Below are 18,824 nucleotides of genomic sequence, written 5' to 3'. Positions count from 1 at the left end.
GAAAGCATGATTCAAGGAGTCCGGTTTCACTAACATGTGACGCCGGAGGCAAGGAAGATCACGAATAGAGGCGCAGTCAACATCGGAATTCCGCGCCCCGTTTTCAAGAGGTTGCGTCAGGTCGCGGCTTGCAGGGCCACGACCAGGGCTTCCATGTCGTCGGGCATCGGCGCTTCGAAGTGCATGGTCTCGCCGGTGGCCGGATGCTCGAACTGCAGCATGAAGGCGTGCAGCGCCTGACGATGGAACCGGCTGACAACGGACTTGGCCGCTTCGGGCAAAAGGTTGGCCTTGGTGCGGAAGGCGGCGCCATATTCCGGATCGCCGATCAGCGGGTGGCCGATATGGGCCATGTGCACGCGGATCTGGTGGGTGCGACCGGTTTCGAGATGGCATTCGACCGTCGAGGCAAGGCAGGTGCCGTCGGGCTTTTCCAGATAGCGCTCCACCACCTCGTAATGGGTGATTGCCTCGCGCGCATCGTCGCTGTCCTCGCGCTTGACGGCGCGCTTGGTGCGGTCGCCGGCGCGTCCGAGCGGGGCGTCGATGGTGCCCTTCAATTGGCGTGGCCGTCCCCAGACGACGGCCCTGTAGGCGCGTTCCAGCGGGCCGGTGCGACCGTGGTCGGCAAACTGGTCCGACAGGTGGCGATGGGCAGCGTCGTTCTTGGCCACGACCATGACCCCGCTCGTCTCCTTGTCGAGCCGGTGCACGATGCCCGGCCGCTTGACGCCGCCGATGCCGGACAGGCTGCTGCCGCAATGATGGATCAGCGCGTTGACCAGCGTGCCCGTCCAGTTGCCGGCGCCGGGATGAACCACCAGGCCGGCCGGCTTGACGAGAACGACAAGATGGTCATCCTCGTAGAGCACCTCGAGCGGGATGTCTTCGCCCTTGGGCTCCGGGTCTTCCGGCTCGGGCAAATCGATCTCGAAATGGTCGCCCGGCTGCACCTTCTTCTTCGGTTCCGTGACCGGCTTGCCGTTGATGGAGACGGCGCCCTGCTCGATCAGGCTCTTGATCCGGTTGCGCGAAAACTCGCCGGAAAGCGCCTCGGTCAGGAAGGAATCGAGCCTGCCTGCGGCATCCTCGCCGGCCGTCAGGACTTTCCTATTGGCTGCTGCTTGTTTAAAGGGGTCGTTCATTCCGTTTTCAAATCCGATTAAAGGCCAATCATGACCGCGACCGCGCCCGATGACCAGGAAGACAAGCCGCTAGACCCGGCGATGGAAAATGTCCGCCGCAAGATGGTGAAGCTGCAGCTCGTCTCGGCCGGTGTGATGCTGGTGATGCTTATGGCCGTCCTCGGAACGATTGTCTACAAGCTGACCCGCACGGACGACAAGGTGCCGGCGCAAGCGGCGGCCATCGCCGTTCCGAGCGAAGCGCCGGTCAATGCGGTTGCGGCCCTCCCGGCCGGCTTCACGGTGACCAATGTCGCGCTGTCCGGCTCGCAGGTGCTGTTCTACGGCAATCTGCCGGGCGCCGAGCCGCGAGCCATCGTCTTCGACATCACCGCCGGTCGCATCGTCGCCGACATCACCGTTCGGACCAACTGACGGCATGACCCCGTCGTTTTCGCCTCCGATCCGCATCGACGATCCGGCAGATCCGCGCATCGCCGGGCTGGTGTCGATCAAGGAGCGCGACCTGACGGGGCGCGAGGGGCGCTTCATCGCCGAAGGCACGGTGGTCTTGCGCATGCTCGCGGCGGCGCATCACGCCGGCCGTGGGCTGGCCGCCGAGGCCATCCTGCTTCTCGAAAGCCGCGTGGCCGGTGTCGAGGCAATCCTTGCCGATTTTCCGGCCGATGTGCCGGTTTATGTCGCGGCGGCGCCGGTGTTCGACGCCATTGCCGGTTTCAATATGCACCGCGGCGTGCTGGCGCTCGGACGACGGGACGGTGTGGCCGGGCGAGACGCGGTGATCGCCGCGCTTCCGGCGTCAAGCCTTGTGCTCGCCGCCTGCGGCATCTCCAATCATGACAATATGGGCTCGCTGTTTCGCAACGCGGCGGCGTTCGGCGTCGATGCGGTACTAATGGACGAGACGAGCTGCGACCCGATGTATCGCAAGGCGATCCGGGTGTCCGTCGGCTCGGTGCTGACGGTGCCGTTCGCACGCGAGGGCTCGGCGTCAACGCTGATCGGGCGGCTGCGGGACGAAGGCTTTGCAATCTGGGGCCTGTCGCCGGCCGGCGAGACCGATATCGGCGGCATACCGCCGGCTGCACGCACCGCCCTGCTCGTCGGTACGGAAGGCGAGGGCCTCCCGGCCTCCATCCTCAATGCCGTGCGCACGGCGCGCATTCGCCAGCGGCCCGGGCTCGACAGCCTCAATGTTTCGATGGCGGCAGGCATCGCGCTGCATCAGGTCGCCCTCATCAACGGCCGGATCTGAAGGCCGAACAAGGGCGTGCCCAGTCACGTCGCGATCACCAGGGCGCGGCGGATGCCTAGAAGCCACGGATCCCGGATCGACGCGGATCGCATGGACATGGCGCCACGCCCGCGCGGCGCGGCTCATTCCTTGGGCAGGATTTCCTTTGCCCGACGGGCCAGGCTCTTGCGGCCTGCCGTTTCGCTCGTCTCTTCGCCCGCAAGCAGGCCGGGGATCGGCGAGGCGGCCCCCTCGCGTGTGGCCGTCAGCGCCACCATGCCGGCGGCGATTTCTGCGACTTCCTCGCGAAGCGCGTCGTCATGGGCGGCGGTCTTCGAATTGGCCAGGCGCTCGGACAGGGCGGTTGCCCTGTTCTTGAGCTCGTCGGACAGCGCCGCAGTCTCGACCGGTGCCGCTGGCTGCACTGCAATCTTGCCCAAACGGCTCGCAACACTCTCCGACGGCGCATCGACGCCTGCGCGGCGGTCCTTGCGCGCCGGGAAGGCGACGCCTGCCGTGCGCAGCGCCTTGGCCGCATCCCGCATATCCTGGTTCACGTCCTTCACCTTCGTCTTCAGCCGTTCGATCTCATCGGCGCGGCGTTCAAGCGCGCTTTCGCGGTCAGCACCCGCCGCCAGTTCCCGGGCGAGCTTGTCTTCGAGCCGCTGGAGGCGGCTTTCGTCGCGCGCAAGGCGCAACTCCAGCTCCTTGGCGCGGGCGCTCTCCGTTTTCAGATCGGCGCGCAGGGCCTCGCGCTCGTCGCGCAGCGTTGCAATCCGGCTCTTCAGGTTTTCCGTTTCTGTGTCGCGGGCGGCGAGGTCAATGCGCAGATTGTCGCTATCGGCGGTATGCTGCGTCAGCTGGTTCGTCTGGGTCTGGATCGTCTGTGCCTTGTCGGCGTTGTCACGCTCGACCGTTTCAAGCGACGCCTTCATGCGCTCCAGCCGCTGCTCGAACTGGCGGATCGCCGAGCGCATGTCGGCTGCTTCCACGTTCATGTCGGCAAGCTGGGCATGCAGGTCCGCATTCTCGCCGCTGAGGCGCCGCGCTTCCTTCAAGGTCTTTTCGTTGGTCAACATCAGCGACACGCCCTTGTCGCGCTCCCGCTTCAGCGACTGAAGCGTGCGGGCGTTCTCGGCCGCATAGGTGGCGCGCGCGGCATCCTTCTGCGCGCGCACTTCCTGCGGGCTCAGCGGCATGGTCGCCTTCAGCCGATCCTCGGCAAAGCGCACGATGCGGCGGTGAATGGCCGGCGCGACGAGAAGGCCGATGATGATCGCCGTCAGGAAGCCCAGGGCAAAGAGGAGCGAGAATTCAATCACGAGCTGGCCGTTTCAAAGCTGGACCGGAAGCAAACGCCCCGCCTGACCGCAAGGGTCAAAGCAAGGCGCTTCATGTCATATCTGTGCACTAAACATGACGTTCCGTGCGCCGCAAGTATTGGCGGCGGGATTTTGCCGGGGGGCGCCTGCCATCGACGGCGCTGCGCGTCTAAAGAAACGCGCAAAGGTCGCTGAAGCATTCTGGTTTGCTGCACGTCATTTCCTCATATCGAATGGGTCCGAGGAAACATGGTGCAGCTCAGAAGGGGTTCCAGGTGGGGTTCTGCGTCATCTTGAGATAGCCGACATTGATCCCGAGCCGAGCGCCGATGCCGGTGCGGATCGGGACGACGACGATCTGCTCGTCGGTCAGGACCGTCATGCCGACGCCGGCCACCACGTAGGCGGAGCCGGAGACGCCGCCAAATCGCTTGTAGAGCGCCGGCACGCTCGGCAGGTTGTAGACCAGCATCATCGCGCGGCTGCCCTGGCCACCCCAGTCGATGCCGAGCGACGGGCCCTGCCAGAAGACATTGTGCTGGCCGGCATTCTTGGTGTTGAGTTCGCCTTCGCCGTAGGTCAGGCCGGCGATGAAGGCGCCGGAGCCTTCCTGGCCGAGAATGTAGCCGTTCGGCAGGCCGTAGCGTTCGAAGGCGCGCTCCACCACCTTGGCAAGGCCGCCTGAGGTTTCGCCGAAGAAGCCGTGGCCGGCATCGACGATCTCCTGCATCGAATACTGGCTGTTGTTCGCCTGCTGGGCCTGGGCGGCGGATATGGCGCCCGCCATCAGGACAATCGTCGCCAGGATTGCGCGGCTGGACGTCTTGGCCGCCTTCATGATCTGCTGCATCGTTTCCTCCGTCAGGCGCGAAAATCACTCGCTTGCGGGTTTGCTGGGGCCGGCATCGGCAATGATGACTCGGCCAGCGGGTTCTGGACCATTTCCCTGCAATTTGAACCGATGGTCTTAACAATCGGTTTACCAAATGTGGTGTCATTATGGTCCACTGATGAACGGCTGTGCCGGGCAGCCCGTGGCTTGCGTCTGCGCGCGGGAGGCTTTACCGGCTTTGCCCGAGCGCGTGCCTCATATCCGCACGCCGATGGAACCGAACAAGGAACGACGATGGCGAAGAATCCGAACCTGACACTGACGGGACCCGATCTGGCCGCGCTGCTGTGCAGCCGGGTTTGCCACGACGTCATCTCGCCGGTCGGGGCCATCAACAACGGCCTGGAATTGCTCGATGAAGGCGGCGCCGACGCCGACGCCATGGACCTCATCCGCACCAGCGCCCTCAACGCTTCGGTCAGGCTGAAGTTCGCCCGTCTCGCCTTCGGTGCATCCGGCTCGGTCGGCGCATCGATCGACACCGGCGAAGCCGAAAAAGCCGCCAAGGATTTCGCCGCTGCAGAGAAGAAGACCGAGGTTAACTGGCACGGGCCGCGCGCCATCATCGCCAAGAACCGGGTCAAGCTGCTGCTGAACCTCTTCCTCATCGCCTATGGCGCGATCCCGCGCGGCGGCGTCATCGACATCACGCTCGAAAATCCCGAGCTCGATGCGGTGTTCACGCTGAACTGCAAGGGCCGGATGATGCGCGTTCCGCCGCGCCTGGTCGAGCTTCTCTCCGGCACGCCGGAGGAGGCTGTCGATGCCCATTCGATCCAGCCATATTACACGGTGCTGCTCGGCGAAGAGGCGGGCATGACGATCGATGTGGTTTCGACCGGCGAAGCGATCATCTTCACCGCGCGCATGGCGCAGGTCGACGCCTGAGCCGGTCGGCATTTTTCATTTTGAGACAACTCCGGCGCGGTCAGGTGACAGACACCGCGCCGGATTTCGGCATGGCCGCAACGCGGGTGCCTTATGCGCCGGGCCTTCGCTCAGGTTCGCAGAAAAATTAATGTTTTCAGAGCGTTGAAGCCGGCTGGAAAGCAGGCGTTAAGCACGCTCCGTAACGAAATCTTTGCCAAATTTGTATAGGGTTGTTTCAGGCGCGCGAATGCGCGTATAGGTAAGGCATGAAGGAGTTGGACATGCGGCGCTTGATGATTGCCGACGGCTCGGATGTCGTCAGGAAAGTTGGGAAACGTATTCTGTCCGGCATGGGCTTCCTTGTTTATGAAGCCCCGAGCGGGCTCGAGGCGCTGGTGCGCTGCGAAGCCGAGCTGCCGAATATCCTCGTGGTCGATGCCGGCCTGGAAGGCGCACTCGATCTCATCGCCAATATCAGGCGGTTGCCGAACGGCGCATCGGTGCGCATCTACTACTGCGTCGTCGAGGCGGACCTGAAAAAGATGATGGCGGGCAAGCGCGCCGGTGCCGACGACTTCCTGTTGAAGCCCTTCGACCGCAAGATTTTGACAAGCGTCTTTGCCAGCCAGTCCATGGCCGCCTGAGGCGCCGAGGCGAGGCACACCACATTCTGGACCGAACGAGCCGCGGCAACTGCTGCGGCTTTTTGCTGTCTGCCTTCCTTGGAAGCGCGCGTTGAAAGCAAAGGGCAGGGCGCGGCTCTCCTCGCGCCTTGCGCGTCCGTGCCGGCCGGTGCCATGCGGCAGTAGACAACGACGGACCGGAAGCCTGTTTCGCGGCGCCAATGCGACGCCGGACGCTGTCGTCAGCGCGCCTGACAGCGCTGCGAAGACGAAAAAACCCGCCGGCAAGGGCGGGTTCGTTCAAATGAATTCCGTTGGCGTCATGCCTGGATATGCGGGTCCATGCCGCGCCCGGAACTAAGCCTGAAATCAGGCGGTTTCGGCGTATTCCGCGCCATCCGGCTCGCGCAGGACGTAGCCGCGGCCCCAGACGGTTTCGATGTAGTTGGCGCCGCCTGCAGCGTTGGCAAGTTTCTTGCGCAGCTTGCAGATGAAGACGTCGATGATCTTCAGTTCCGGCTCGTCCATGCCACCATAGAGGTGGTTGAGGAACATTTCCTTGGTCAGCGTCGTGCCCTTGCGCAGCGAAAGCAGCTCGAGCATCTGGTATTCCTTGCCGGTGAGGTGGACGCGCTGTCCGCCGACTTCCACCGTCTTGGCGTCGAGATTGACGATCAGTTCGCCGGTCGAGATGACCGACTGGGCATGACCCTTGGAACGGCGGACGATCGCATGGATGCGTGCCACCAGCTCGTCCTTGTGGAACGGCTTGGTCATGTAGTCGTCGGCGCCGAAGCCGAGACCGCGAACCTTGTCTTCAATGCCGGCCATGCCGGAGAGGATGAGGATCGGCGTCTTCACCTTGGAAAGACGCAGGGTTCTCAAGACCTCGTAGCCGGACATGTCAGGCAGGTTGAGGTCGAGAAGGATGATGTCGTAGTCGTAGAGTTTGCCGAGATCGACGCCTTCCTCACCGAGATCGGTGGTGTAAACGTTGAAACTCTCGGACTTGAGCATCAGCTCAATGCTCTGAGCCGTTGCGCTGTCGTCTTCAATTAGTAGAACCCGCATATTCTTCCCCTTTTCCGCCGCCCAAGGTCATCGTGGCCCCCTTACGCGATACGGATCCAGTCGTTGCCTGATTTGGAGGCTGCCATCAAATGGTTAACAAATTCTGATTCACTCTGGCAAGGTGTATCGAGATTGTTAAATATTTTTAGCAGTCTCCTGATTTCAAACGTGAATCCAAAATGGCACTTTTCATGCGAAACATGAGGAAATGCCGCTATCTGACTCTTCTGACTCGTTAATGCCGGGGCCGTCATATTTCGTGCCTCAGTATTTACGGAGCCTTAAATCATCCACCCTATGATTAACGATGCCCGTAAACGAAAGGTTACCAGCGGTAGGCTTTTGTTAATATCGCTGAAGATTTTTCGTTTTCTGCCTGTTGGGCAGGCTCGATGGGCCAAATCAGTAACCGGGGTCTCGTTATCCACGGGAGTATTGCGTATGAAAGCACGTGAGAGCCTTGTCCGCCTGAAGGAATTTCAGGTCAGGGAGAAGCAGCGTCAGCTGAGCCAGCTTCAGATGATGATGGCTGAGTTCGAACGGATGACCAAGGATCTGGAAAATCAGATTGTTTTCGAGGAAAAGAAGTCGGGTATTTCCGATCCCTCGCATTTTGCCTATCCCACTTTCGCCAAGGCCGCTCGTCAAAGAGCCGACAATCTTCAGGTCTCCATCCGGGAACTGAAGATGCAGCAGGATGCTGCCGAACTCGCGCTCGAAGAAGTGCAGGCCGAACATGCGAAGGCGGCGGCACTCGAGGAACGGGACACGACGACGCGTCTTCGGGCGTAATCGTTTCGAGGCAGATGATTTTCATTCTTTGTCGGGCGATGCCGATGGCATGGCCCGATCCGGCACGATTGTCACAAAAATGAAAAACCCGCGCGACAGCTTGCTGTCGGGCGGGTTTTCTCATTTCGGGATAGCCCGGGTTTGCCTCAGGCCTGGATGACGTCCTGCCAGTCAGGATGGCGCAGCGCCTGCGCGCGCATGAAGGGGCAGAGCGGAATGATCTTCCAGCCACCCTTGCGCGCCTCGTCGATTGCATGTTTCGCCAGCGCCTGGCCGACGCCCTTGCCGCGCAGTTCGTCGGGCACCAGCGTATGGTCGACGATAACAAGCTTTGGCGACGACCGGGAATAGGTCATCTCGCCGGTGTGGCCCTCGACGGTCGTGGAGTAGCGGCCATGCGACCCGGTTTCTTCGTGTACGATATCCATCCTGGCGTCCTTCCCGTTCAACGTTTGCGTGTTGTTGGGGATGCTACAGCAGGATGGCGTCGTTCGAAACCGCCCCGATGGGCCGGAACGGGAAACGCACTGTCGCCGAAATGGAGCGTTCCGGCGCGCCGGCTGCGTTGCGTGGGCATGCCTCGGCGACAAGAACGAAGACGGCGGCCACCGGGAAACCCGGAGCCGCCGCGCAACCTATGGCCCTGTCGAGGGCTCTTCTAGTGGCGATACTGCTGGATGCGTGTCGTGCGCAGTCCGGCCAGGCCGTGATCGTTGATGGAGGACTGCCAGGACAGGAATTCCTCGACAGTGAGGGTATAGCGTTCGCACGCTTCCTCAAGGCTCAAAAGGCCACCGCGTACAGCGGCAACCACCTCAGCCTTCCTGCGGATGACCCAGCGCCGGGTATTCGCCGGCGGCAGATCCGCAATCGTCAGAGGACTGCCATCGGGGCCGATGACATATTTTACGCGTGGTCGCATCATTTCGGTCATGGGACTCTCTACACAAACTCAAGACCATATGACGCTGACCTTAGCCCGCCACATTTAACATTTGCCTAAGCGGTCGGTAACAATTTACTCATAATTTTAAAGACTTCCGCACCGTCCCTCGATCGTTTCCGCAACGTCGCGGCGGCGACCGCGACGTCTGCAAATCCCCACAATCGGCGCCCAATTGCCCGGAAAGCGTTGGATTAACGCGGATTTGTCATGGGAGCCATGCAATTACCACATTTCACTTTAACTAAAATTCTTGGTAACGAGGCGCCGAAATAAAGGATGAGCGACGTTTGCGCGCTCCCGATTCATTCTTGGTGCATCGTCGTATTTTTCACAACCGGTCGCGTTGCTTTCGCGGGCATGCCGGAGAGGGTGGCTGTATTTTGGCTGCCGGGTGAAGTTCATGCGCCGGGTGATTTTCGGGGCGGTTTGTATTCTCTCGACCAGGTGCGTTGGCACCGGTGATGTGGTGATCAGAGATGAAGGAATCGAATGAACCAGCCTTGCTGCGCGAGGCTGAGACGGCGGACATGATTTCCGAAATCGATACGGCTGCCGTCCGCACGGAATATGAACTGCTGCACCTGATGCGGCGGCTGATCGCGCGTTACGGCTTCGGCCATTTCATGATCGCGCGGCTGCCGCTGGCCGAGCAGCAGCGCTTTTCCGAGCGGCTGGTGCTGAGCAACTGGCCCTCGGAGCTGGTGCGCCAGTACGACGCCTGCGAGACCTTCCAGTCGAGCGTGCTGGTCGAACGCCTGCGCGCCACGAAGCTGCCGGTCAACGGCGGCGTCGAACTGCTCGATGCGGCCGGAAAGCCGGCCGACGCGGCGATGGTTCACCGGCTATTGGCTCATCCTGATATGGCCCGCCATTTCGCTGTCCAGTTGCATACCTCCAGCGGCGATCCGTTCGTCGCCATGCTGTCGGGCCGGCGCGAGCCACCCGTCGGCGTCGAGCAGGCGACGCTCTATCTCTCGCTCGTGCAATTGTTCGAATGCCTCGAGCGCACGTTCGATACCGGCAGTGCCGCGCGCGAAAAGCTGTCGAGCCGGGAGATCGAATGTCTGCGCTGGGCAGCCGCCGGCAAGAGCAGCGACGAGATCGCCATCATCCTCGGCATCTCCACCTATACGGTGAGCAGCTATTTCAAGAGCGCCACCCGCAAGCTCGACGCGGTCAACCGCATGCAGGCGATCGCCCGCGCCATGCGGCTGAAGCTGATCTGAACAGGATCGCTTCGACCGGACTTGCGCCATCGCGCACCCTTGCCGCCGGGCGGACAAGTTTCTATATGTCGGCGACTGGAGCACGTCGCGCAGAACTGCGCAGCGGTTTTGCGATGTCGGCCTGCTCGAAAACAACAATTGAGAAGCGCTGCAGGTGAACCCTCATGGGCGGCGCGCTTCGGAGCGCAGCCGCAAAGGGCGGCAGCTATGCTCCGGAACTTGCAATGCTGCAGCGATTTTTGTGTGCCCGATGGGGCGCGCGCAGCGCTGCAGAAGCCGACAGCATGCCGCGCGCCATCATGCCGGCATTGCATCGCATGACGCGTGAAACAGGGGCGGGCGCTGTTGTCGCCGCCCAAAGGCCGGATTGGATGCCGTGAACAGTCTCGATTTTGATCGCAAGCCCGAAGATACGCGTGTCGTCGTCGCCATGTCCGGCGGCGTCGATTCCTCTGTCGTCGCCGGCCTGCTCAAACGCGAGGGCTACGACGTTCTCGGCATCACGCTGCAGCTCTACGATCATGGCGCTGCCGTGCACCGCGCCGGCTCCTGCTGCGCCGGCCAGGACATCGACGATGCGCGCCGCGTCTGCGAAACACTCGGCATTCCGCATTACGTGCTCGATTACGAAGCGCGCTTCCGCGAAACGGTGATCAACCCGTTTGCCGAAAGCTATGTCGCCGGCGAAACGCCGATCCCCTGCGTTGCCTGCAACCAGACAGTCAAGTTCGCCGATCTCCTGGCGACCGCCAGGGAGCTCGGTGCCGATGCGCTGGCGACCGGCCACTATATTCGCTCGCGCCCGAGCCCCAACCCGCGCCATGCCGGCCAGCGGGCGCTCTATCGCCCGACGGATGCCGATCGCGACCAGAGCTACTTCCTTTTTGCCACCACCCAGGAACAGATCGACTATCTGCGCTTCCCGCTCGGCCATCTCTCGAAGGCCGAAACCCGCGTGCTCGCCGACGAGATGGGTCTCGTCGTCGCCCAGAAGGCCGACAGCCAGGACATCTGTTTCGTGCCGCAGGGCAAATACAGCGACATCGTCACGAAGCTGAAGCCGAATGCGGCGCTTGCCGGCGAGATCGTGCATCTCGACGGCCGCGTGCTCGGCACCCATGACGGCATCCTGCACTATACGATCGGCCAGCGCCGAGGCATCGGCATCGCCACCGGCGAGCCGCTCTATGTCGTCTATCTCGACGCCCGCTCGCGCCGCGTCATCGTCGGCCCCAGGGAAGCGCTGGAAACGCGTCGCGTCTATCTGCGCGACGTCAACTGGCTGGGCGACGAGGATCTGGAAACCGTGGCGGTGGAAGGCTTCGACTGTTTCGCCAAGGTCCGCTCCACCCGCCAGCCGGCGCCGGCGATCCTGAAGCGCGATGCGGAAGGTCTCTATGTCGAGCTTGCCGAGGGCGAAGCGGGCATTGCGCCCGGCCAGGCCTGCGCACTCTATTCCGGCATCGGCGAAGACGCCCGCGTCTATGGCGGCGGCTTCATCCGCAAATCCGAGCGCGAGGCCGGTGCGGAGGCCGCATTGAAGTTGCTTCTGGCAGCGCCTGCGGCCGCCTGAGCCGATCATTTCCGATCGCGCGGGAAAACTTCACATTTTCCCCGCGACTTGGGTTGACACTGGGCGGAACCGGGCCTTATAAGCCGCCCGTCCAGTCAAGACGGCTTCCACTTCGAAGCCCTGACGCGGTACCCGGCGGAGTAGCTCAGTAGGTTAGAGCAGAGGAATCATAATCCTTGTGTCGGGGGTTCGAATCCCTCCTCCGCTACCATTTCTTCACATGATAAATTAATCTGGTTTGGCGCGGGTCTTCTGCATTCGCTCGCCTTTGCTGATTCACGACAGCTGCCCGGCGCCGCAACGGAAATGGTGATCTCTCCTTGCAACCTGCTCTAGCGCTGAGCGCTGAGCGGACGCTTCGAGCGGCGGACGCAGTGCAAAGGAGGGTGATTGCTCTTGCCGGGTCCGGTGAGGCCCTCAATGCGCTGAATGCCTGTGTGTGGTGAAACTCCGTCGCTGCCAGCCGCGGGCATCTGGTGGCCTTCAGCGATGGCGGTGAGGAGTTCAGGGCGAAGACCGTCGCCGCGTGCTGCTGCGATCGTGTGGAGGGTGAGCAGGTGCATCATCTTTGGCTCCATCGCTTGATGGAGCATCCTCGCGCCTCGGTGTCGGCCAAGCCACCCGTTTCCGGCTCGCCGGAAACGGAGACGCTGGCATTTCAGCGGTGGATCGACGAGGTGATGGTGCTGTAGTCCGGCAGGGTGATCTCGGCCAGTTCGGCTGCGCGATATTGAGACAGGGCAACGTGCATGATGGCGATCACTGCGACCGAAAAGGCCAGTACGGTGATGGAAACGCCGAAGCCGGTCTTGATCATGTCCGTATCCTCCAAGCCCTGTGTTCGTTGCTGAGAGACTGTCAAACCGTGACACGAAGACTATCGTGTGGCGTCGAATGTGCTGTTCCCCGGGTAACACGCCGTATGGTTAACGAAATATGAACAGGAAATGCGGTGCCGGCCGGCGCCAAATGCGGCAACGGCGGGCACGCCACCCGGCCGCGACGGCATCTTCGGGCGAATGTCAGGCGCAGTCCGCCTGGCGAAACCTCAGGCCGCCTTGCAGCAGCGGGCGCTACTTGCCGAGCCGGGCAGCGGCATCGGGATCCATCTGCAGCTTGATCCGCATTTCCATTCTGGCAGGAGTGCCGGCCGGCCGCTTCGGAAACGGCGCTGCCCGCCTGACTGCGGCGATCGCCTCGGCATCGACCTTGCGGTTGCCGGACGACCGGGAGACCGACGCCGACAGCAGATCGCCGTTCCTGCCGATGAAAAAGCGCACTTCCGTCGTCAAGGGTTTGCGCTGTCCTCGTTTTTCCTGTGCCTGATGCTCGCCAGCCTTCGTCGATGTGGCGTGGGCGGGCATGCCGGCGACGATCGAGATGGCGCAGAGAAAAGGGAGGAGTGCTTTCATGGGACGGCCTGGCGGATCTGATGATGCATGTGTCTGCTGCTAAAGCAGTTTTCGATGCCTGGCGCGAGGGCGGATGTCGAAATCTCCCCCGCACGAAAACACTTTTTCCGTGTGGTTGGCGTCAGCTTGATCGCGTTTTGCGTTAGAGCCGAAAGTTGCTATGCAATGATCGCATCTGACGGGGAGCGAGACCATGACGAAGACAGCGCATGAGATCGAAGGCGAGCGGATCGGCCAATTGATCGCCGACGTCGAGCGGGCGCAGAACGAACGGTCGCCGGAGGATTTCCTGCGGCATTTCACGCGTGACGCGGTCTGGGTGACCGCCTTCGGGCGACGGCTGACCGGTCGCGACGAGATCGCGGCCTTTACCCGCAAGGTGCTGACGCCGGCGCTCGGCAACCAGTACGCCCGCTACGAGGCGGTGCACATCTCCTTCCTGCGGCCCGACGTGGCCGCCGTCAACGTGCGCCAGCGCCCGGTTCTCGACGACGGATCACCGATCCCGGGCGAGGCGGAGGGCAGCCCGCTTTACATCCTGGTGAAGGAGGGCGAGCGCTGGATGATCGCCGTCGGCCAGAACACCAAGGTCCAGACGGAGGCGATCGTCACACAGCAGAACCAGATCGACGCCGGCAACGAAGACTAGCGCCCGCAATTGCCGTCGCCTGTTGGCCCGGCGATCGCGGCGCGGTCGTTCGCCTGCGGTACCGGCGGTAGACCTATCCGCTCCAGCATCTTGGTAGAACCTGGTCTCGACGGCCGTTGCCTGCAGCTCAGCCGTTCTCAGCGCTGCTTGACCGTATCGATCTCGATCAGAAACAGCTCGCACCTTGCTGGCGCCTTCGATCTTGCCGCAAGTGGCCCGGAAACGATCACGGCGTCGCCGGCTGAAAGCGCGCGCGTCAGGCCGTCGCTCTCAAGTTCAACCGTGCCGCGATGACAGAAGACGAGGATCGTTGCCGCCTCGCTTTCGACCGAACTTTCGCCCTCGACTGTCAGCCTGCGCACGTGATGCGTGAGCCTGCCCCGGCGGGTCATGACGTTGAGGTCGACGATGGTGCCGTCGATCAGGTTTGCCGACGTCGCGACATCGGCAGGGAAGGCGAGCGGCGCTGCCGCCTGCGTCAGCGGCGCCGGTTCGCGACCTTCGATCAGAAGCGTCATGCCGTTGCCTTCGAGGATCGACAGGGTTCGGTCGATGCCGGGGAAGGCCGAGAAGGGGCCATCGCTGGCGACCGTCGCCATGCTGACGCGCCAGTCGAATTCCGAGAGCGACGCCCCCTCCGGAAACACCGCGATCTCGATGGTTTCGCCGCCGCCGTTTTTCCAGGGCATGCGCTTGTGGCCGGAGGCAGGCAGCAATTTCATGGCGTCTCATCCTGAATGATGCGGCGCATGCGGTCGAAATCCTCGTTCATCGGCCTGTCGTCGGCATAGTGGGGAACGGCGGCGCGGATGCGCTGGTGGAGCGCGCCGGTTCGCTTTGCCTTGGCCGTCGGGCGCGGCTGCAGGTCATAGGCCTGGGCGGCGGCGAGAAGCTCGATGGCAAGAATGCGCTCCAGGTTGTCGACGATCGCCAGCGCCTTGAAGGCGGCGGGCGTGGCATGCGTCAGGATATCCTCCTGCAGCGCCGAAGTGATGCCGCCGTCGAGGCTGGCGGGCACCGCCAGCCGCCGGTTTTCCGCGCCAAGGGCCGCCGCCGTGTACTGGGCGATCATGTAGCCCGAGGACACGCCGCTGTCGCCGGCGAGAAAGGCGGGCAGGCCGCTGACGAGCGGGTTGACGAGCCGGTCGATGCGGCGCTCGGAAATGGCCGCAACTTCGGCGACGGCAACCGCGAGGCTGTCCATGGCAAGGCCGAGGGCGGCTCCGACCGCATGCGCCTGGGAGTGCACCTCGGGTGCTTCCGGCGTCCCGGCGACGGCGGGATTGTCGGTGAGGCTTGCGAGCTCCCGGTCGACCACTTCAGCCACGTGAACGAAGGCGTCGCGGGCCGCGCCATGCACATGCGGAACGGCGCGCAGGCTCAAGGGATCCTGTGTGCGCGTGGCGGCGCTGGCCGCCAGCATCGGGCTGTCGGCCAGGAACGCGCGCAGTGTTTTGCCCACCGCCTGCAGCCCCGGCGAATGGCGCAGCGCCAAAGGTCCCTCAGCAAAGGCGTTGGCCTGGCTGCCGAGGTTTTCATAGGTGAGTGCCGCTGCCGCATCCGCCCAGGCAAAGAGCGCTTTCGTGCGGGACAGCGCCAGGGCTGCGAGACCCGTGGCGCAGGGCGTGCCGTTGACGAGGCTCAGGCCCTCCTTTGCCTGCAGCTGCAGCGGCTGGAGCCCGATCCGGCGCAGCGCTTCGGCACCGCTCAAGATATCCTTACCGTCGTTCACCGTGCCATGGCCGATCAGCACGAGACCGATCGATGCGGCATGGGTGAGATAGCCGACCGAGCCGCGCGAGGGAATGTTGGGGATGAGACCGGCATTGAGCAGCGCCAGGAGCGCCTCGACCGTTTTGATGCGCACGCCGGAATAGCCGTGGGCAAAATTGGCGATCTGGGCCGCCATTACCGCGCGTGCTTCCGCTCGCCCCAGCGGTTCGCCGACGCCGCAAGCGTGGCTGAGGATGATGTTGCGCGACAGCGCCTGCTGGTTTTCCCTGTCGATGATGACATCGCAGAGCGCGCCGACGCCGGTGTTGATGCCGTAGCCGCGGATGCCGCGGTCGACCAGCGCCTCGACCACGGCGCGCGCCTTGACGATGCGGCTGCGCGCCGCGTCGGAAAGCGCAAGCGGGGCGCCGTTCGCGACCGCGGCGATTTCCGCCCAGTCTGCCGGTCCATCAAGCGTGATGTTTTCAGTCATGCGCTTCCGGCCTTCCCTGGCGACGTTGGACGAAACGGGCGACATAGTCGTTGGCGGGGTTGTCGAGAATATCGTCCGGCGTTCCCACCTGCACCACCTGGCCGTCCTTCAGGATGGCGATTTCCGAGCCGATGCGCAAAGCCTCGTCGAGATCGTGGGTGATGAAGACGATGGTCTTCGACAGGTTCTGCTGCAGCTGCAGCAACTGGTCTTGCATGTCGGCGCGGATCAGTGGGTCGAGTGCCGAGAAGGCCTCGTCCATCAGGATCACGTCGGTATCGGCGGCGAGCGCCCGGGCAAGGCCGACGCGCTGCTTCATGCCGCCCGAGAGCTGGTGCGGGAATTTGGCGTCGTAGCCGGAAAGGCCGACCGTCTCGATCCATTTCATGCCGATGTCGCGGGCGTCCGCCTTGGAGAGGCCGCGCACCCGCTGGCCGTAAACGACATTCTGCAAAACGGTGCGGTGCGGCATCAAAGCGAAACTCTGGAACACCATGCTGACGCGGTGCATGCGGAAGGTACGCAGCGCCTTGGCGTCGAGATCGAGGATGTTGCTGCCGTCGAAGGCGACCTCTCCGCTGGTCGGTTCGATCAACCGGTTGATGTGGCGCACCAGCGTCGACTTGCCGGATCCCGACAGGCCCATGATGACAAAGATCTTGCCGGCGCCGATCGTCAGGCTGACGTCGTTGAGACCGACGCTGCAGCCGGAGCGGGCGAGGATCTGCGCCTTGTCGAGGCCGTCGCGGGCCATGGCAAGCGCAGCCTTCGCGTCATGGCCGAAGATCTTGTAGACGTTGCGGATCTCGATATCAGCCATTGCGGGGATCCTCCGTCCGGCTCTTGCCGAAACCTTGCGTGATGCGGTCGAGTACGATGGCCAGGATGACGATGCCGATGCCGGCCTCCAGGCCCTTGCCGACGTCGAGTGTCTGGATGCCGTTCAGCACCTGTTCGCCGAGGCCGCGCGCACCGATCATCGAGGCGACGACCACCATCGACAGCGCCATCATGATCGTCTGGTTGAGGCCGGCCATGATCGTCGGGGTGGCGAGCGGCAGTTCGACGCCGAAGAGGATCTGGTTGGGGCTGCCGCCGAAGGCGGTCGCCGCCTCGACCACCTCATGGTCGACCTGGCGGATGCCGAGATCGGTGAGGCGAATGAGCGGCGGCACCGCGTAGATGATCGTCGCGAGAATTGCCGGCACCTTGCCGAGGCCGAAGAGCATCAGCGCCGGGATGAGGTAGACGAAGCTCGGCATGGTCTGCATCACGTCGAGCACAGGAAGCGTGATGTTGCGCACCAGCCGGCTCTTGGCGACGAGAATGCCCATGGGCACGCCGATTGCCACCGACACCAGCGTTGCCATCAACATCAGCGCCAGCGTCTGCATGGTGAGGTCCCAGAGGCCGAGCACGCCGACGAAGAACAGAAGCGCCCCGACGGCCACCGTCAGCGTCCAGCGCTTGGAGCTTTGCCAGGCGAGCGCCATGAAGGCGAGGATGACGACCCACCAGGGCAGGCCGCGCAGGATCCATTCGATGAAGAGCACGGCTTTCAGGATCACCGCGCTGATCGCCTTGAAGACCCAGCCATAGCTGCTGACCAGCGTCTGGATGAACTCGTTCACCGGCGCGCGGATGGAGAGATTGAGGGTATCCGGAAACATCGGACGTCGTTCCTTGCTCGGGCCATGGGCGGGCGCAGCGCTGCGGCCGATGGCGCTTGCCTCGGGGTGTCGAAGGTCACGGCCGACGCGGATCTGGACGCCCTGTTCGAGACAGGGGCGCGCCAGACCCGCATCGGCTGATCGAACGGACTTACTTCAGGCTGGCTTCGATCTTGCCGCGGGCCTCGTCGGAGACCCACTTGCCCCAGACGTCGCCCTTGGTCTTCAGGAACTCGGCCGCTGCTGCCACCGCATCGACCTTCTTGTCGGTCATGTAGGCCAGGCTGCCGTTGACGTCTTCAAGCGGGAAGGTCGCCTTTTCGAGGATCGCGATGATCTCGGGGGCTTCCTGCGCAAAGGTGCTGTTGACGCCATAGGAGACGTCGACGGACGGGAAGGCGCAGCCTTCGTCGCGCTTGCCGGTGGCGCTCGAAAGCTCCTTCCAGCAGGCTTCGTTATAAGCCGGCTCTTCCAGCTGCACGAGCTTGAACTTGCCCATGATCGCGGTCGGTGACCAGTAGTAGAACAGGATCGGCTCGCCCTGAAGGTATGCCGACGTGATGGCCGAATCGAGCGCGGTTCCGGTGCCCGGGCGGAAGTTCACATAGGTCTCGCCGAGCTTGTAGGCATCGAGCTTGGCGGTGCTGACGCCTTCGCAGGTCCAGCCCGACGGGCAATTGAGGAAACGGCCCTTGGACGGTTCCTCCGGATCGGCGAACAGCTCCACGATCTTGGCATCGGACAGCTGCGACACGCTCTTCAGATCAGGCGCTTTCGCCTCGATATTGCGGGCGGCGTCGCCCTTGATGACGTATTCCGGAACGAACCAGCCTTCGCTGGCGCCGACGAAGGTCTTGCCGACGGCGACGACCTTCTTTTCCTCGACGGCCTTGTTCCAGATGTCGGAGCGGCCGAGCCATTCCTCGGCAAAGATCTGCACGTCGTTGTTGGCGGTTGCCTGTTCGAGCGTCACGGAGTTGCCGGGGATCGAATCCACCTGGCAGTCGTAGCCTTTGGCAAGAATGGTCTTCATCACTTCGGTGATGAAGGCGCCGCTTTCCCAGTCGATGCCGGCGAAGGTGACGGTCTTGCCGTCGCCGCAATAGGAGGCGCTGGCATTGCCGGCAGAAGCGGCAAGCACCAGGCCCGTGGCAGCGAGGGTGAGTTTCAGTTTGCTGATCGACATGCGCATT

At 63.1% G+C, this 18,824-nt stretch carries 21 protein-coding genes and 1 tRNA gene; 9 read left to right on the top strand and 13 right to left on the bottom strand.

Features of this window, described 5'->3' with window-relative positions:
* Positions 1-116: 116 nt before the first annotated feature.
* Entirely contained in the window at positions 117-1,145 is a 1,029-nt protein-coding gene (locus RTP54_RS26430) for an RluA family pseudouridine synthase (protein ID WP_312366676.1), read from the bottom strand.
* A 30-nt stretch (positions 1,146-1,175) separates the two neighbouring features.
* On the opposite strand from RTP54_RS26430, the gene RTP54_RS26425 reads away from it, so the two are divergent.
* Together RTP54_RS26425 and RTP54_RS26420 are read left to right on the top strand one after the other, a co-directional pair.
* A complete protein-coding gene (locus RTP54_RS26425; RefSeq protein ID WP_112807318.1) occupies positions 1,176-1,559 on the top strand; it encodes a hypothetical protein in 384 nt (127 codons plus the stop codon).
* Between the two features lie 4 nt (positions 1,560-1,563).
* Complete coding sequence (locus RTP54_RS26420) at positions 1,564-2,400, top strand: RNA methyltransferase (protein ID WP_312366672.1); 837 nt, start codon at positions 1,564-1,566, stop codon at positions 2,398-2,400.
* Between the two features lie 122 nt (positions 2,401-2,522).
* On the opposite strand, the gene RTP54_RS26415 is transcribed toward RTP54_RS26420, so the two are convergent.
* Positions 2,523-3,701: a hypothetical protein gene (locus RTP54_RS26415; RefSeq protein ID WP_312366671.1), complete on the bottom strand. Its 1,179-nt coding sequence runs from the start codon at positions 3,699-3,701 to the stop codon at positions 2,523-2,525.
* A 259-nt stretch (positions 3,702-3,960) separates the two neighbouring features.
* A complete protein-coding gene (locus tag RTP54_RS26410) occupies positions 3,961-4,551 on the bottom strand; it encodes an EipA family protein (RefSeq protein ID WP_312366670.1) in 591 nt (196 codons plus the stop codon).
* A gap of 276 nt (positions 4,552-4,827) precedes the next feature.
* On the opposite strand from RTP54_RS26410, the gene chpT reads away from it, so the two are divergent.
* Both chpT and RTP54_RS26400 read left to right on the top strand, forming a co-directional pair.
* Positions 4,828-5,481 carry a histidine phosphotransferase ChpT gene (gene chpT / locus RTP54_RS26405; protein WP_112807310.1) on the top strand — a complete coding sequence of 218 codons (654 nt, stop codon included), beginning with the start codon at positions 4,828-4,830 and terminating at the stop codon, positions 5,479-5,481.
* A 263-nt stretch (positions 5,482-5,744) separates the two neighbouring features.
* Positions 5,745-6,107: a PleD family two-component system response regulator gene (locus RTP54_RS26400; RefSeq protein WP_025424707.1), complete on the top strand. Its 363-nt coding sequence runs from the start codon at positions 5,745-5,747 to the stop codon at positions 6,105-6,107.
* A gap of 348 nt (positions 6,108-6,455) precedes the next feature.
* Here RTP54_RS26400 and ctrA read toward each other — a convergent pair whose 3' ends face one another.
* On the bottom strand, positions 6,456-7,157 hold the full coding sequence (ctrA, locus tag RTP54_RS26395; protein WP_025424706.1) for a response regulator transcription factor CtrA: 702 nt from the start codon (positions 7,155-7,157) through the stop codon (positions 6,456-6,458).
* Between the two features lie 441 nt (positions 7,158-7,598).
* On the opposite strand from ctrA, the gene RTP54_RS26390 reads away from it, so the two are divergent.
* The gene (locus RTP54_RS26390) at positions 7,599-7,949 is read left to right on the top strand and encodes a flagellar export protein FliJ (RefSeq protein WP_112807308.1); all 351 of its coding nucleotides are present in this window, start codon (positions 7,599-7,601) and stop codon (positions 7,947-7,949) included.
* A gap of 146 nt (positions 7,950-8,095) precedes the next feature.
* Here the strand turns inward: RTP54_RS26390 and RTP54_RS26385 are convergent, their stop codons facing one another.
* Together RTP54_RS26385 and RTP54_RS26380 are read right to left on the bottom strand one after the other, a co-directional pair.
* Positions 8,096-8,377: a GNAT family N-acetyltransferase gene (locus RTP54_RS26385; protein ID WP_112807306.1), complete on the bottom strand. Its 282-nt coding sequence runs from the start codon at positions 8,375-8,377 to the stop codon at positions 8,096-8,098.
* 230 nt (positions 8,378-8,607) lie between these two features.
* Positions 8,608-8,883 (bottom strand): DUF1153 domain-containing protein, encoded by a 276-nt coding sequence (locus tag RTP54_RS26380; RefSeq protein ID WP_003527546.1) that lies wholly within the window; start codon positions 8,881-8,883, stop codon positions 8,608-8,610.
* Positions 8,884-9,371: 488 nt separating this feature from the next.
* Between RTP54_RS26380 and RTP54_RS26375 the strand changes: the two genes are divergently transcribed.
* The 3 genes from RTP54_RS26375 to RTP54_RS26365 all read left to right on the top strand — a co-directional run bounded on the left by RTP54_RS26375 (position 9,372) and on the right by RTP54_RS26365 (position 11,905).
* Positions 9,372-10,121 (top strand): LuxR C-terminal-related transcriptional regulator, encoded by a 750-nt coding sequence (locus tag RTP54_RS26375; RefSeq protein ID WP_312366666.1) that lies wholly within the window; start codon positions 9,372-9,374, stop codon positions 10,119-10,121.
* A 376-nt stretch (positions 10,122-10,497) separates the two neighbouring features.
* Positions 10,498-11,694 (top strand): tRNA 2-thiouridine(34) synthase MnmA, encoded by a 1,197-nt coding sequence (gene mnmA / locus RTP54_RS26370; protein ID WP_312366664.1) that lies wholly within the window; start codon positions 10,498-10,500, stop codon positions 11,692-11,694.
* A 134-nt stretch (positions 11,695-11,828) separates the two neighbouring features.
* Positions 11,829-11,905: transfer RNA gene (locus tag RTP54_RS26365), tRNA-Met, on the top strand.
* A 447-nt stretch (positions 11,906-12,352) separates the two neighbouring features.
* Here the strand turns inward: RTP54_RS26365 and RTP54_RS26360 are convergent.
* Complete coding sequence (locus tag RTP54_RS26360) at positions 12,353-12,511, bottom strand: hypothetical protein (protein WP_312366662.1); 159 nt, start codon at positions 12,509-12,511, stop codon at positions 12,353-12,355.
* A 256-nt stretch (positions 12,512-12,767) separates the two neighbouring features.
* On the bottom strand, positions 12,768-13,106 hold the full coding sequence (locus tag RTP54_RS26355; protein ID WP_312366660.1) for an energy transducer TonB: 339 nt from the start codon (positions 13,104-13,106) through the stop codon (positions 12,768-12,770).
* Positions 13,107-13,299: 193 nt separating this feature from the next.
* Between RTP54_RS26355 and RTP54_RS26350 the strand changes: the two genes are divergently transcribed.
* Positions 13,300-13,755 carry an SgcJ/EcaC family oxidoreductase gene (locus RTP54_RS26350; RefSeq protein WP_312366659.1) on the top strand — a complete coding sequence of 152 codons (456 nt, stop codon included), beginning with the start codon at positions 13,300-13,302 and terminating at the stop codon, positions 13,753-13,755.
* Between the two features lie 137 nt (positions 13,756-13,892).
* Here the strand turns inward: RTP54_RS26350 and RTP54_RS26345 are convergent, their stop codons facing one another.
* From RTP54_RS26345 to RTP54_RS26325, 5 genes are all read right to left on the bottom strand, one after another.
* The gene (locus RTP54_RS26345) at positions 13,893-14,477 is read right to left on the bottom strand and encodes a HutD family protein (protein WP_312366657.1); all 585 of its coding nucleotides are present in this window, start codon (positions 14,475-14,477) and stop codon (positions 13,893-13,895) included.
* Positions 14,474-15,961 (bottom strand): histidine ammonia-lyase, encoded by a 1,488-nt coding sequence (hutH, locus tag RTP54_RS26340; RefSeq protein WP_312366655.1) that lies wholly within the window; start codon positions 15,959-15,961, stop codon positions 14,474-14,476. Before hutH ends, RTP54_RS26345 begins: the two co-directional genes overlap by 4 nt.
* Positions 15,954-16,781: a glycine betaine/L-proline ABC transporter ATP-binding protein gene (locus tag RTP54_RS26335; protein WP_112817040.1), complete on the bottom strand. Its 828-nt coding sequence runs from the start codon at positions 16,779-16,781 to the stop codon at positions 15,954-15,956. The genes hutH and RTP54_RS26335 overlap by 8 nt, the downstream gene beginning before the upstream one ends.
* On the bottom strand, positions 16,774-17,631 hold the full coding sequence (locus tag RTP54_RS26330) for an ABC transporter permease (RefSeq protein WP_077502802.1): 858 nt from the start codon (positions 17,629-17,631) through the stop codon (positions 16,774-16,776). Before RTP54_RS26330 ends, RTP54_RS26335 begins: the two co-directional genes overlap by 8 nt.
* Before the next feature lie 151 nt (positions 17,632-17,782).
* Positions 17,783-18,817 carry an ABC transporter substrate-binding protein gene (locus RTP54_RS26325; protein ID WP_312366652.1) on the bottom strand — a complete coding sequence of 345 codons (1,035 nt, stop codon included), beginning with the start codon at positions 18,815-18,817 and terminating at the stop codon, positions 17,783-17,785.
* Positions 18,818-18,824: the final 7 nt, after the last annotated feature.

Origin of the sequence: Ensifer sp., from assembly GCF_031989085.1 — a bacterium.
In the GTDB taxonomy this organism is placed as follows: Bacteria; Pseudomonadota; Alphaproteobacteria; order Rhizobiales; family Rhizobiaceae; genus Ensifer.
The sequence above is the reverse complement of the archived record's forward strand: the minus strand, read 5'-3'. Positions and strand labels throughout refer to the sequence as shown.

What these genes read in the sequence shown, in the direction of transcription:
- ctrA (WP_025424706.1), bottom strand. Translation starts at nt 7,157, where the DNA reads ATGCGGGTTCTACTAATTGAAGACGACAGCGCAACGGCTCAGAGCATT.
- RTP54_RS26390 (WP_112807308.1), top strand. Translation starts at nt 7,599, where the DNA reads ATGAAAGCACGTGAGAGCCTTGTCCGCCTGAAGGAATTTCAGGTCAGG.
- hutH (WP_312366655.1), bottom strand. Translation starts at nt 15,961, where the DNA reads ATGACTGAAAACATCACGCTTGATGGACCGGCAGACTGGGCGGAAATC.
- RTP54_RS26375 (WP_312366666.1), top strand. Translation starts at nt 9,372, where the DNA reads ATGAAGGAATCGAATGAACCAGCCTTGCTGCGCGAGGCTGAGACGGCG.
- RTP54_RS26355 (WP_312366660.1), bottom strand. Translation starts at nt 13,106, where the DNA reads ATGAAAGCACTCCTCCCTTTTCTCTGCGCCATCTCGATCGTCGCCGGC.
- RTP54_RS26425 (WP_112807318.1), top strand. Translation starts at nt 1,176, where the DNA reads ATGACCGCGACCGCGCCCGATGACCAGGAAGACAAGCCGCTAGACCCG.
- RTP54_RS26380 (WP_003527546.1), bottom strand. Translation starts at nt 8,883, where the DNA reads ATGACCGAAATGATGCGACCACGCGTAAAATATGTCATCGGCCCCGAT.
- RTP54_RS26345 (WP_312366657.1), bottom strand. Translation starts at nt 14,477, where the DNA reads ATGAAATTGCTGCCTGCCTCCGGCCACAAGCGCATGCCCTGGAAAAAC.
- chpT (WP_112807310.1), top strand. Translation starts at nt 4,828, where the DNA reads ATGGCGAAGAATCCGAACCTGACACTGACGGGACCCGATCTGGCCGCG.
- RTP54_RS26420 (WP_312366672.1), top strand. Translation starts at nt 1,564, where the DNA reads ATGACCCCGTCGTTTTCGCCTCCGATCCGCATCGACGATCCGGCAGAT.
- RTP54_RS26410 (WP_312366670.1), bottom strand. Translation starts at nt 4,551, where the DNA reads ATGCAGCAGATCATGAAGGCGGCCAAGACGTCCAGCCGCGCAATCCTG.
- RTP54_RS26335 (WP_112817040.1), bottom strand. Translation starts at nt 16,781, where the DNA reads ATGGCTGATATCGAGATCCGCAACGTCTACAAGATCTTCGGCCATGAC.
- RTP54_RS26400 (WP_025424707.1), top strand. Translation starts at nt 5,745, where the DNA reads ATGCGGCGCTTGATGATTGCCGACGGCTCGGATGTCGTCAGGAAAGTT.
- RTP54_RS26385 (WP_112807306.1), bottom strand. Translation starts at nt 8,377, where the DNA reads ATGGATATCGTACACGAAGAAACCGGGTCGCATGGCCGCTACTCCACG.
- RTP54_RS26325 (WP_312366652.1), bottom strand. Translation starts at nt 18,817, where the DNA reads ATGTCGATCAGCAAACTGAAACTCACCCTCGCTGCCACGGGCCTGGTG.
- RTP54_RS26360 (WP_312366662.1), bottom strand. Translation starts at nt 12,511, where the DNA reads ATGATCAAGACCGGCTTCGGCGTTTCCATCACCGTACTGGCCTTTTCG.
- RTP54_RS26430 (WP_312366676.1), bottom strand. Translation starts at nt 1,145, where the DNA reads ATGAACGACCCCTTTAAACAAGCAGCAGCCAATAGGAAAGTCCTGACG.
- RTP54_RS26350 (WP_312366659.1), top strand. Translation starts at nt 13,300, where the DNA reads ATGACGAAGACAGCGCATGAGATCGAAGGCGAGCGGATCGGCCAATTG.
- RTP54_RS26330 (WP_077502802.1), bottom strand. Translation starts at nt 17,631, where the DNA reads ATGTTTCCGGATACCCTCAATCTCTCCATCCGCGCGCCGGTGAACGAG.